We start from the raw sequence: 12,432 nt of genomic DNA, 5'->3' as shown, positions 1-12,432 counted from the left end.
AGCTTCGGCTTATTTTGTAGATACTGGACGGTCTGCCGGATGTACACCCCAAGTTGCAGAAGGTGTATTGCCCATCACAATTTCCATTTTTCCTCCGGCAACAATTGTTTTGTGAAGGATGTAAGACTTGCTGTAAGGCTTTCCATTGAGTGTTACATTTTGAATGTATTTGTTTTCGGCACTGTTACCCTTTACTTTTATACTAAACGTTTTATTTCCCGGAAGCGAAATACTGGCTTGTTTTACCAAAGGCGAGCCCATTACATATGCGCCATTTGCCGGATTTACCGGATAAAAACCCATTGCCGTAAATACATACCAGGCGCTCATTTGGCCAACATCTTCGTTTCCACAAAGTCCGTCTGGCTTTGAAGTGTAAAAATCATGATCAATTTTACGGATCAGATCTGCCGTTTTCCAGGGCTGACCAACATAGTTGTACAGATAAGGAATATGGTGACCAGGTTCATTACCTTGTGCATAATTGCCAATTAAGCCAGAAATATCCGGCGAACTGTCTTCACCTAAATCTGCAGGAACAATAAATAGCGAATCGAGTTTATTTACAAATGCTTTTTCGCTGCCAAACAATTTCACTAAACCTTCTACATCCTGAGGCACCAACCAGGTATATTGCCATGCATTACCTTCTGTATAATCATCTTCGCGGTGTTTAGACTTTACCGGGTTAAATGGCGTTCTCCAAGAACCATCAGCCAGTTTACCACGCATAAACTGCACATCTTGATCAAAATACTGGCTGTATAAACCTGCGCGTTTCAGAAAATACTGGTAATCGACCATTTTGCCTAATGATTTCGCCATCATCGCGATGCAATAATCATCAATCGCATATTCTAATGCTTTTGCAACAGATTCGTTCACTTTATCTGCAGGAATATATTTCAAATCCTGAATGTAATCTATCCCATCTGTTTTCTGCATGGCAGATTGTTTTACAGCTTCGTAAGCAAGATTAACGTCGAAACCACGTGCACCTTTCAAATAAGCATCTACAATAACCGGAACAGCATGGTAACCCACCATCGTATTGGTTTCGTTGCCCATCAAATGCCAAACGGGCAATTTGCCTTGTTGTTTGTATATGGCCAGCATTGTATTTACCACGTCATTTATCTTTTCCGGGTGAAGAATCGTAAATAGCGGATGTGCTGCGCGATAGGTATCCCACAGAGAAAAAGTAGTCAGGTTATTGAAACCCGCTTTACGGTAAATTTTCTTGTCTGTACCCAGATAATCTTTGTTTACATCATTAAATAATGAAGGCGCAACCATGGTATGGAACAGTGCCGTATAAAATACTTTTTTGGTTGTGGTTGATGCATCGATTTTAACTTTTGCAAGTTCTTTTTCCCATTTGGCATCCGCTTGTTTTACTGTCGATTTGAAATTCCAGCCTGGAAGTTCCGTATTCAGATTAAGTATTGCATTTTCGATACTTACCGGAGAAATGGCCACTTTTACCTGCAAAACATTGTTATTGATGTTTTTGAAACCCACTGCTGCAATTAATTTTACACCTTTAACATCAGCGCCTTTTTTCTCTTTTCCACCTTCAAAAACAGAAAAACTCTGAATCGGTTGAGAAAGTTTAATCACAAAAGATAAACGCTGATCTTTTGCCCAGCCTTTAGAATTGCGATGACCAACGATTGTGGTTGCATCAATTTGTTTTAGTGATGTTGAAGTGCTTTCGTCCCATCCAATACCTTCGGTTAAATCAACCATAATATGTGGCGTTTCCGCTCCACTTTTAAACGTATATTGATGAAAACCTACACGCTCCGTTGCGGTAAGCTCTGCTTTTACCTGATATTTATCCAGCAATACGCTGTAATATCCGGCTTTCGCAATTTCATTATCATGAGAAAATTTGGATAAATAACCATTATCTTCCTCACCTTTTTTACCTTTTTCTAAAATTACTTTACCTGTTGCAGGCATGATGGAAACATCGCCTAAATCCCCAATTCCGGTGCCACCTAAGTGTGTATGCGCGAAACCGGTGATGGTATTGCTCACATAATTATAACCACTGCACCAGTCCCAGCCTTCCATAATGTTGTTTGGCCCAAGTTGAACAGCGCCATAAGGCACATTTGCACCAACAAATACGTGACCGTGTTTGGCCGATCCGATTAATGGATCTACATATTGCGTTAATGTTGTTTTTTGTTGAGCTTGAGCATGTGTAAGGGATAGCGTTGCAGAGAACGCTGTAGTGAGATAAGCGCTAACAACTAGAAGTCTTTTTAGTCTTTTGGTTTTCATTTTGTTTTGTGCTCCGCAATAACCTACGGCTGTTTTTGGTTTTGATATTTATTTAAAACGCCCCAAAGGGATGTAATTTTAAGTTTTGGTTGTAAACGTTGACTCATCAACAGTGATGATTATTGTTTCGTTTGGCGGAACTCTAAAGTAACTACCGTTAGAAAGAACATTAAATCCATCAATATCTACACATTTGGCTAATGGATTGCCCATTACCAGTGAACTGTTGAAATAGCTTTTACCTCCTACGTAAACCGTTTTACCAATAGCAATAAAATAAAAGTTTTTGCTTTTTTCACCGGGCTGCTGTGGCGATTGTGCCTGTATAGCCCATGCAGGTATAAAGCTAAATGTGAATACGGTAGAAAATAAAAAGATGATAGACTTTAACATGATTTCTGCCGCAACTTAACAAAAATATTAAAAAGTTACGGCAACAAAATGCGTATTTAACGGCTTTGTTATGGAAATCAATCGATGGAAGCGGTTTCTTTGCCAGGTTTACCAATTACTTTGAAATTGCCATCTCCTTTTAAAATGGCCAGCATTTGAGGCTGGTTGCTAAACAAGGTTTTAGCGGCGGCCAATTCTTTATCGTATTGAAAGCTCTGTTCTATTCTACCTTTTTCGTAAAAATAACGACTTACAATTTGTGTTTCGAGCACGCGTTTGATTTCGTCTTTATGCAAAGCGAGGTCGTTTTTTTTCGCTGAAGTAAGTTTATATTTCAGGTTTTCCAGATCAGTTTTTACCTGATCAGATTTATTTTCTTTGGCCGCCTCTGCTCTCAAGTCTGAAAGCAAACGCTCCGTACGGCTTTGATAAGTCAGGTCTTTATCGGCCAGACTATTAGAGAAGGCAGTATATTCTGCATCAGAAATTTTAAAGGTTTTTGCTGATGGGATACTTGGTTTTTCCTTTTTATATTGATTGGCAAAATTGAAAAACAGACTTTTAGTCAGCATAGTGATGGTAACCGGACTCAGTTTATCTGCATCAACTACAACATCCGGATAAACGCCGTTGCCACTGTATACATTTCTGCCGCCTTTGGTTTGAAACATCGTTATGGTAGAATCTGCAAATTGCTCTGCCCTGCCATCTGCATCTTTATGGGCATAATCCAATTTCTGGATACAGCGGCCAGATGGCGTATAGTATTTTGCTACAGTAACTTTAACCAAACTATTATACGGCAAGCTGAAAGTTTGCTGTACTAGTCCTTTGCCGTAACTCCGCTGACCAATAACTATCGCCCGGTCCAAATCCTGAAGCGAACCAGCTACAATTTCTGATGCCGATGCAGAATTTCCATTTACCAGAACCACCAGGGGTATTGTTTGTGCCAAAGGTGCCTGCAAGGTTTTATAGGTAATGGTTTTTTCTACATTCTTTCCTTTCTGCGTAACCACCAACTGATCTTTGGGTACAAAAAGGTTTACAATTTTTACCGCTTCCTGCAAAATTCCTCCGCCATTATTGCGTAGATCCAGTACAACGCCTTTCGGGTTTTCCTTTTGTATTGCAACAAGTGCATCTCTCACCTCCTGACCAGAATTTTCCAGAAATTTATCTAGTTTGATGTAGCCAATACCATCTCCAACCATACCAGAATAACTCACATTAGGTTGTTTAATTTCCTCCCGGATTAATTTCTTACTGAGTTCTTTTCCTTCTCTAAGCAAAACTAAATTAACTTCAGTTCCTTTAGGGCCGCGCAAAAGCTGACTAATCTGGTTGCGTTCTTTACCCTTAACTTCGATTGTATTAATTTTTAACACCTGATCTCCGGCACGGATTTCTTGTTTACTTGCCGGATAACCTTCACTCACTTCATTTATAAACAACTTCCCATCAATTAGCAATGTGCTGGCGCCGATACCTCCATATTGAGTACTCACATATTTCAAGCGGTAATCTTCGATCTCAGATTCGGGAACATATTCCGTGTACGGATCTAAGCTGTCTAACATGGCATCAATACCAATTTTCATCAGCTTCGGTGCACTGGTATCGTCAACATAGTTCATGTTAATCTCTTTATAGACTGAAGCGAAAATATCGAGGTTTTTAGAAACAAGAAAAAGATCATCGCGAAAGGCGAAAGACAGGCCGCCAAGTAAAAACAAGACAGAAAGGGAAATATATTTAGTTTTTTTCATGGGTGGGTGATCTCGGTATAAAAGCATTGAAAGGCAATTCTAAAATCTGGATTGACGATTCAAATGGCTACAGCCCAAAAGTAAATGTACAAAAGTGAAGGAATATAAAAAATAGGCACGGCGAATAGCCGCGTATTTTAAACGTTACAAGTACGATAGAAGAGTTTCTTCAAAAATCAGAAAAGAAAATGCGTAATATTAAAGTCTGTTTCCTTTAGTATCGGCCAATGCTTTTTGAATGGTAAATTCAATATAGGTACGATCGCGTTTTACCAAGCGCATCAGATCTTCAACCAGCTGATCTTCATGGCCAGGTGTAAAATCCAAAGGCTCATTCGCAAGATCGCGGTATTTCCTTAAAAACTTGGTTTTTACTTTAAATGCTGTTTCAGAAGTGAGTTGAAAATTCGCCATAACAAATTGTATTTCCAGCAAAAGTAAAAAATATTTGCCTCAGGTAGATGGCTTTTTATCACATCTGAAGAAAAAAAGCATAATTATTACTTTAACTAGCATGATAATTGCACGGGGGAAATCCATGCAGCCGTAGGATGTTCAGATGCCTGTAGCTGTAGAGAAAAAAACAGTTTAGGATTGAAATACAGGTAAGCACTTTATTGCCACGGTATTTCTAAACACAAGCAAAAAAATTAAATCATGAAAAAATTATTCTTCTCTATTGTTTTTCTAACGGTATGTTGGGCAACAAGCAACGCACAAACCTTTAACCTTGGCGTAAAAGCTGGTGTAAATTTGGCTAAAATTAACGCAGATTTTGCAAGCGAAGAAAACAGACTGGGTTATCAGGTAGGTGCATGGGCACGTATTGGTGGTTCTAGCGTATACCTGCAACCAGAAGCTTATATTGGAAGTAAAGGGAACAAATTTGTAAACGTAACAACCGATAACGGAAATGTAGTAAGCGCAGAAGGTAAAGTTCGGTTTACAACTTTAGATATCCCGGTGTTAGTGGGTACACGTTTTGGTGGCAATAATTTGAACTTCAGATTAATGGCAGGCCCGGTCTTATCTTTGGTTTTGGATGAAAACTCTTCATTCAATTCGGCCTATCAACAGGCAACAGATTTTGACAACTATAAAAACCAGGCTTTTGGTATCCAGGCGGGTGCAGGTGTTGATGTAGGAAATATTTCCGTAGATCTGCGTTATGAAGCGGGTTTAACTAACATCAGCAAAAGCGATAAATATAAACAAAACCCTAACTTATTTCAGTTGAGCTTAGGTTTTAAGATTTTGTAGTTCTGCGCCAGAAAACCAGCTCCCGGATAAGCTGGCGCTTATCTGAAATACTTTATAAACAAAAACACCAAGTTGATTCGGACTTGGTGTTTTTGGTATCAGTTGTTTAATAAAAAGTTGTGTATGTACTCATCGTGGCTGGGAAAGCTGTACTTCCGAGCGTCCCCCTTAAATAGATTGTATAAGCCCTGCCTTTTGACAAGCTAAGTGTGGCTCCTGCACTGATCAAGGTAGTTGAAGTTCCTGCGACATTCAAATAAAACTTATTAGAAGGCGTAGAGGTATTGCCGGGATTTGGGATAGACACCCAATCTGAAACAGTTCCAAATGCTGAATTGGAAATTAATTTCGTACCAGTAGCCGAATCTTTAAGCAAATCCAAACTTGGCCCATTGTTGTAAAAATTTGCCATTCTGACAAATATTTTCGTCGTATCTGTTGCTGGCCGAATATCTTCTATAATATAAGAAGAAGGTATTTTCTTCGTCGTAGTATTGTATATTCCGTAAGGAATAATACTGTAATACTTTCCGGCAGCAAGATTAACAGATGCATTAAATACCTCTAAGTTTGCATCTGCTGTTGCCGACGGAATAACATTCCCGCTAACAATACGCGTACCTGGAGTAGCTACCGCATAACCTAAATCTGGGAAAAGGCCATTATAAGTGTAACCTGCATTTACAGATCCTGCGGAGGAAAGTGCCGCTGAAAATTTTGCGCCATCGACATTAAAAGTTAAAACCGGACTGCCAGGAGATAAATTTAAAATCTTCACGTAACTATATTTCGGATCGCCTGGTGTAATTGTTTCGTATTTGGTCGTTTCAACCAGTGCCATCTTTTTACAAGCAGAAAAAAGTACGACACAGACTACAATTAAATATACTATCTTTTTCATTTCGTTCTTGTTTAATTGGGATTAAGGTTGAGAAAACCACATTTTTAAGGTGTGATAGTTGATCTGATCCGCACCAATCTTTTTCAATGCCTCTACATTCCAAATATATTCTGAATTGTATCTCGGACGGAATCGCTGTGCGGGTTTGCCTCCATTGTCAGCGAAAAATGCAGGCGGAAAAACAAAGGCTCCTAAATATGGATTATTCCCTTTAGAATCTCCTTCATTGTAATTGTACTTACGCAAATCGCTCCAAGTTTCAACAAAGCCATAGGCATATAAAGCCAGATATTTTTGCAGCATGATATCGCGCAATGTTAAAGTTCCGGCCGAGCGTCTTACAGACGCACTATTCATATAAGCGGTCTTGTCTGCAGAAGAAATTGCAGTCCCCAATGCACTCACAAAATCTATACTGGCAGAAATACCACTGGTATAAGCGTCTAAAGCCAGAGTAGTATTGCCCATTCTGAACGCCGCCTCTGCTTTAATAAATTGCATTTCACTATACGTCATAACCGGAAAACCTGCGTTATCTTTAAACAGATATTTTCCTGCACCTGCGCCCGGATTTGCACTAGCCAAAACACCCCAGGGATTTGGAATCTGGTTTTTTAAGGTTGCAGTACCCGGATCTGAAGAGCCTGGAGAGGTTCCACGAAATACGCCATCAGCAGAAACGGAAATCATATTGTTTCGCCTCGGATCGATTACCGCGCCACTTGTACCCGCGAAAAATGTTCCGTCTAACAAACCAACGATTAAAGCGGTTTGACGATACGAGGCCAAATTTGCTCTTAACGGACCAAAGAAATTTCCGTTTGCAGATGAAGACCCTGTATTTGGAACAATAAAATTATCGGCGTTACTCGCTAATGATTTATCTACGTATTCTATAACTTTACCCGGATTGTATGCAGATTTATTAATAAGATTACTGGCATTGCGTGCCAAAAGCCCATAATTGAATTTTATCCATTTGGCATTATCTCCTGCATAAACCAGATCCGCCGTTGCCATCTTTCCAACTGTACCAGTTCCGTCTGTCCTGGAAAAATTTTCTATAGAAAGATTAGCCAGACGCACCACTTCAGCATACACATCTTCTTGCGAATCATAATCAAAAGTATAGCGATTGGGCTCATAAGCCTGTTTAAGTATAATCTCTCCGTGGTAATCTGTTGTGATCTGCCAACCCCAGGCTTTTAGTGCCTGTGCAAGACCAACGTAGTTCCATTCTTGTTTTTGAGTCGATTTACTGATGATCAAGTTCAGGTTTCCACCCAGACCATAATAATTTGTCCTCCAGATTTCACCTCCCGCATCGCTTGCAGCGATATAACCATGCGTTTCACCCACATTAACATTTCCCCCAAAGTATTGAATAATTCCGCCTAAATATCTGGAATCAAATTGCACACCACGTTCCATCTGTGCAAACAAAGGTGGAGTTAAGGTTCTACTCTCTGCCTCTTGCGGCGTTGCAGGATCTGTATTAACATCCAAGTACTTTTTACAGCCAGAGGAAAACACAATCGCATAAACCGAAATCAATAAATATATCTTTTTCATTTCTTTTTAAATTAAAAACCAACTCTAACGCCAAAATTATAACCCCTTGGCTGACCTGCAGACCCATAATCAATGCCTAATCCGCCCAAACCACCTGCTGCAGCACTTAAACCGCTCGTTTGTGGATCAACGCCATTGTAATTGGTAATCATCAGCAAATCTGTTCCGGTAACGAAAACAGTAGCACTCTTAAATGTTCTGCTTTTGGCAAACAATGTTTTTGGCAAAGAATAACTAAGCGTAATGTCTTTCAAACGCACCCAATTCACATCTTTTTGAATAAAATCTGCAGTATTGAAAGAGTTTGCATAGTAAGAGGTAGTGATATAAGGGATAACTACAATGTTATTTTTTGTTGGGTTTGCAGTATTTTCCAAACCATCTCTAAACACACCATCTATAATGCGTGGCACTTCACGATCCAGGCTCAGCTTAGACAATCCGCGGATGTACAAATATTCTTCCGTTGCATTATAAATGTCTCCGCCAACTTTGATATCCAATAAGAAAGACAGATTGAAGTTTTTGTACCGGAAACTATTGGTAATACCAGCAGTAAAGTCTGGTGTTCTATCGCCAATGGGTGTAAAGTTTACATCTTTAATCGGCAATCCAGTTGATGGACTAATGAGAATTTGTCCGTTATTATTACGTAAATAATTGAGCCCCGCCATAGATAAAAGCGACGAACCGACAGTATATTGAGCACGCGCGTAATCTGTTAACCAGGTATCAGAAAGGTAGAAAACATCCTGACCTGCCGGAAGAGAAATTAATCTGCCTCTATTTTTAGAAATATTGGCAGAGATGTCCCAGCTAAAATCCTGTTTTTTAATTGGCGTTCCTTTAACCATCAATTCGAAACCACGATTTTGGATTTTTCCACTATTGATATAACCTAAGATGGCGCCTGTTGCATAACTCAGACGAGGTGCAGTAATTTGTTTATCAGAAACGTTTTCATAGATCGAAAAATCGAATGATAAGCGGTTATTGAAAAATCCAAGCTCGAAACCTGCCTCTTTGGATGTTGTAAACTCAGCAACCAAATTGGGATTACCCGCAGTCACATCTGTTGCAAAACCACCACCAGTAGTTGTTTGAGCCACCAATTTAGTAGAGGTAACGTATGCATTTCTGGCGTCTTTCCCCGATTGACCATAAGATGCGCGCAACTTACCGAAAGATAGCCATTTTGAATCTTTAAGTGCTTTCAAATCAGAGAATACAAAGCTCAACGATGCTGCCGGATAGAAAAAACTATAATTGGCGATAGGCAATGTCGAAGAATAATCCTGCCTGCCCGTCAAAGTTAAATACAACAGATCATCATAACCCAGTTCAGCCTGAGCAAATGCTCCGATTTTACGTCGGATAATATTGTTGTATGCTACACGCTGTGTGGTCGGGTCTGTGTTATTGATGCTATAATAATCCTGCTCATAAAACCGAGTTCCAAACTGTGCATTGGTTTCATCTGCGTCATCCATTAAATCGCCCCCAATACGCAATACTGGTTTAAACTTCCCGAAATCTTTTCTGAAAGTTCCCACCAATGAGGCATTAAAGAGACGCTTCACATCAGTATAAGTATTGATTGCACCACCAGAATAGGAAGTCCCCGACACATTTGCAGCATAAGATTGCGGGTGATAAGCCGACATTCCGGTTTGAGTAAACATATCAGCACCAACCCGACCAGTAACAGAGAACCATTTTGTAGGTGTATAATCCAAACCAATATTGGTAATGGACCTGTTCAGTTTATCGGAGTTTGGATTTTTATTGATTGCCCAATATGGGTTATCCAATTCACCGCTGAGGCTTCCGGTAATGGTACGCCGACCGCCAGTTACGGGATCAATATAATTCCGCATATCATCAATCAAAGGCCAGGATAAAGCGCTCAACATTGCACTGCCTGTTCCGCGATAAATTTTATCTGTTTTAGAAGAGATGAAATTTATCGATGCATTCAAACTCAGTTTGTCACTGATTTTGGACACGCCGCTCAGTTTAAAATTGATGCTGTTGTAACCAGTACTTGGCAAATAACCGTTCTGATCGGTGTATGAAAGACTCGAGCGCACAGATAATTTTTCTGAACCACCTTCAACCGATGCGTTGTGTTTTTGTGTAAAACCCGTTTTATAAAAATTCCCAACATTATCATACATCTGGAGATTTGCCGGATATTTTGCGCCGAAATAGGTACGGGTTCTCAGCTCTTCGTCAAATATGCCTCCTGCTCCTCCTCCGTAAACCATCTGGATTTCAGGAAAGCGATACGCGTTTTCAATCCTGAAATCGTTGCTGTACGTAACACGGGCTGTTCCGGCCTTTGCCTTTTTGGTTGTGATGACAACTGCTCCAGATGCGCCCTCTGTTCCGTAAAGTGCAGCTGCCTCCGGCCCTTTTAAAATTGTAATGGATTCAATTTCTTCCGGATTGATGTCCATACCACGGTTCCCATAATCATTGCTCCGGTTGAAGTTCCCCTGTCCAACCAAAGCATAATCAGAAAATGTTTTATTGGATATCGGTAAACCATCAACTACGAATAAAGGCTGGTTGTCTCCGTCAAGAGATACCCCTCCACGCAATACAATTTGGGACGAAGCACCAGGTGCTCCCGTTGTTGGTGTGATAACCGCTCCCGCAACGCGCCCTTGTAAAGCATTTAAAAAATTGTCGCGTTGCGTATCGGAAACATCTGTTCCTTTTAAGGTTTGCGCGGCATATCCCATCGCTTTTTTGCTACGGGTTATGCCTTGTCCGGTAACCACAACCTCTTCTAAGTTGCTGGCATCCGTTACCAGGGTTACCGTTAACTCCGTATTGTTACCAACCGTAATTTCACGGGTTCTGTAACCGATATAGGAAACAATAAGAACATCGGTTTTTAAAACTTTCACAGAAAAATCTCCTGTGGAATTGGTTTGAGATACCAGCGTGGTTCCTTTCACCCTGATGGATGCTCCCGGAATGGCGCCATCTGCCGAGGTTACTTTACCGGTAACGGTAAATTGTTGCGCGTAGGCTGGGGCCAGCAACAAAACCATACCAATAAAAATTAGTAGTAGCTTTTTTTTCATAAAAATGCCAATGAAGGTTAGTAAAAAATTGTTTAGTTGTATTCTGTTAGCTGTTCGTTGATCACTCTAATCACAAACATGCATAAAAACGCATATTTATCATTATTTAGCTAATATCATAAATCTTTTTGAATAAAAAAACAATTTATCAAGGCCAACAGTACACAAACACAAAATATTATTGCACAAAAACGCATAAACACGCATACTATTGGTTTTTTTGAAATTATTTCTACTTTCGTTGTATAAGCCATCAGTTATGCTCAAAAAAGAACGCCACGATTTTATTATGCGCCAGATCAACCTACACAACCGTGTACTTACATCAGACCTGGTTCAGCTCTTATCTGTTTCTGAAGACACGATCAGGCGCGACCTGCAAGAACTTGTAGATGATGGTCATTTATTCAAAGTTCACGGCGGTGCACTTTCAAAATCCTATCACAGTTCTTTTGATGACAGCTCCGTTTACGCGCGCGAAAGTAAAATCGCAATCGCTAAAAAAGCCTCACAATTGGTTAAAGATGGCATGGTCGTTTTATTGGGCGGCGGTACAACCGTATTAGAGCTCACCAAACAATTGCCGAAAAACATTTCCGGAACTTTCTTTACTATTAGTCCGCTGGTTGCAGTAGAACTGGCCAAATACGCAGATATAGAAGTGATATTGATTGGAGGCCTTTTTTCAAAAAACTCTCAGGTAACTTATGGCGGCCACGTTATTACTCAGCTGGCAGAAATTAAAGCAGATTTATGCCTGATGGGAACCAGCGCATTACATCCCGAGAGTGGATTAACCGATACCGACTGGGAAATTAACCAACTAAAAAAAGCGATGTTGGCTTGTTCAAAAAATGCAGCTGTATTGTGTATCTCAGAAAAATTAGACATTACGCTAAAACTAAAAGTTTGCGATTTAGATAGCATCAGCTATCTGGTAACCGAGCTTGATCCGCAGCATGAATCGCTTAACCAGTATACAACACACAACATCAACATTTTTTAATAATAGCTTGATTAGATAAATTGATCTCGATTACCGATTTTTTACCATAAAATCAAACGTTTGTTTTTGGCTGTATTTTTATTTCGATTAAAATAGCGGCATTAAAACAAAAAAACATGGCTAAAAATTGGGTTTAAGTGTCTA

9 protein-coding genes are annotated in these 12,432 nt (G+C 39.9%); 2 read left to right on the top strand and 7 right to left on the bottom strand.

Annotation, left to right across the window (positions count from 1 at the left end; genetic code table 11):
• Positions 1-9: 9 nt before the first annotated feature.
• From ACJVDH_RS20985 to ACJVDH_RS20970, 4 genes are all read right to left on the bottom strand, one after another.
• Positions 10-2,292 (bottom strand): GH92 family glycosyl hydrolase, encoded by a 2,283-nt coding sequence (locus tag ACJVDH_RS20985; RefSeq protein ID WP_443945360.1) that lies wholly within the window; start codon positions 2,290-2,292, stop codon positions 10-12.
• A 78-nt stretch (positions 2,293-2,370) separates the two neighbouring features.
• Positions 2,371-2,685 carry a hypothetical protein gene (locus tag ACJVDH_RS20980; protein ID WP_443945359.1) on the bottom strand — a complete coding sequence of 105 codons (315 nt, stop codon included), beginning with the start codon at positions 2,683-2,685 and terminating at the stop codon, positions 2,371-2,373.
• A 77-nt stretch (positions 2,686-2,762) separates the two neighbouring features.
• Positions 2,763-4,454 (bottom strand): S41 family peptidase, encoded by a 1,692-nt coding sequence (locus ACJVDH_RS20975; protein ID WP_443945358.1) that lies wholly within the window; start codon positions 4,452-4,454, stop codon positions 2,763-2,765.
• A gap of 198 nt (positions 4,455-4,652) precedes the next feature.
• Positions 4,653-4,868, bottom strand: coding sequence for a hypothetical protein (locus tag ACJVDH_RS20970; protein ID WP_443945357.1), 216 nt, complete (start codon positions 4,866-4,868; stop codon positions 4,653-4,655).
• Between the two features lie 243 nt (positions 4,869-5,111).
• Between ACJVDH_RS20970 and ACJVDH_RS20965 the strand changes: the two genes are divergently transcribed.
• On the top strand, positions 5,112-5,714 hold the full coding sequence (locus tag ACJVDH_RS20965) for a porin family protein (protein ID WP_443945356.1): 603 nt from the start codon (positions 5,112-5,114) through the stop codon (positions 5,712-5,714).
• A 106-nt stretch (positions 5,715-5,820) separates the two neighbouring features.
• On the opposite strand, the gene ACJVDH_RS20960 is transcribed toward ACJVDH_RS20965, so the two are convergent.
• From ACJVDH_RS20960 to ACJVDH_RS20950, 3 genes are read right to left on the bottom strand one after another with little or no spacing between them, the layout of a single operon-like run.
• On the bottom strand, positions 5,821-6,615 hold the full coding sequence (locus ACJVDH_RS20960; protein ID WP_443945355.1) for a hypothetical protein: 795 nt from the start codon (positions 6,613-6,615) through the stop codon (positions 5,821-5,823).
• Between the two features lie 21 nt (positions 6,616-6,636).
• Entirely contained in the window at positions 6,637-8,187 is a 1,551-nt protein-coding gene (locus ACJVDH_RS20955; protein ID WP_443945354.1) for a SusD/RagB family nutrient-binding outer membrane lipoprotein, read from the bottom strand.
• Positions 8,188-8,198: 11 nt separating this feature from the next.
• On the bottom strand, positions 8,199-11,282 hold the full coding sequence (locus ACJVDH_RS20950; protein ID WP_443945353.1) for a SusC/RagA family TonB-linked outer membrane protein: 3,084 nt from the start codon (positions 11,280-11,282) through the stop codon (positions 8,199-8,201).
• Between the two features lie 259 nt (positions 11,283-11,541).
• Here ACJVDH_RS20950 and ACJVDH_RS20945 point away from each other — a divergent pair, with 259 nt between their 5' ends.
• Entirely contained in the window at positions 11,542-12,288 is a 747-nt protein-coding gene (locus ACJVDH_RS20945; RefSeq protein WP_443945352.1) for a DeoR/GlpR family DNA-binding transcription regulator, read from the top strand.
• Positions 12,289-12,432 lie beyond the last annotated feature (144 nt).

The sequence above is a fragment of the Pedobacter terrestris genome, from assembly GCF_052343045.1.
Taxonomy (GTDB): Bacteria; Bacteroidota; Bacteroidia; order Sphingobacteriales; family Sphingobacteriaceae; genus Pedobacter.
Note: the sequence above shows the minus strand (reverse complement) of the source record. Positions and strands in the feature narration are given on the sequence as shown.

Excerpts from the sequence above, each read along its gene's own strand:
- ACJVDH_RS20985 (WP_443945360.1), bottom strand. The coding sequence starts at position 2,292 with ATGAAAACCAAAAGACTAAAAAGACTTCTAGTTGTTAGCGCTTATCTC.
- ACJVDH_RS20980 (WP_443945359.1), bottom strand. The coding sequence starts at position 2,685 with ATGTTAAAGTCTATCATCTTTTTATTTTCTACCGTATTCACATTTAGC.
- ACJVDH_RS20975 (WP_443945358.1), bottom strand. The coding sequence starts at position 4,454 with ATGAAAAAAACTAAATATATTTCCCTTTCTGTCTTGTTTTTACTTGGC.
- ACJVDH_RS20970 (WP_443945357.1), bottom strand. The coding sequence starts at position 4,868 with ATGGCGAATTTTCAACTCACTTCTGAAACAGCATTTAAAGTAAAAACC.
- ACJVDH_RS20965 (WP_443945356.1), top strand. The coding sequence starts at position 5,112 with ATGAAAAAATTATTCTTCTCTATTGTTTTTCTAACGGTATGTTGGGCA.
- ACJVDH_RS20960 (WP_443945355.1), bottom strand. The coding sequence starts at position 6,615 with ATGAAAAAGATAGTATATTTAATTGTAGTCTGTGTCGTACTTTTTTCT.
- ACJVDH_RS20955 (WP_443945354.1), bottom strand. The coding sequence starts at position 8,187 with ATGAAAAAGATATATTTATTGATTTCGGTTTATGCGATTGTGTTTTCC.
- ACJVDH_RS20950 (WP_443945353.1), bottom strand. The coding sequence starts at position 11,282 with ATGAAAAAAAAGCTACTACTAATTTTTATTGGTATGGTTTTGTTGCTG.
- ACJVDH_RS20945 (WP_443945352.1), top strand. The coding sequence starts at position 11,542 with ATGCTCAAAAAAGAACGCCACGATTTTATTATGCGCCAGATCAACCTA.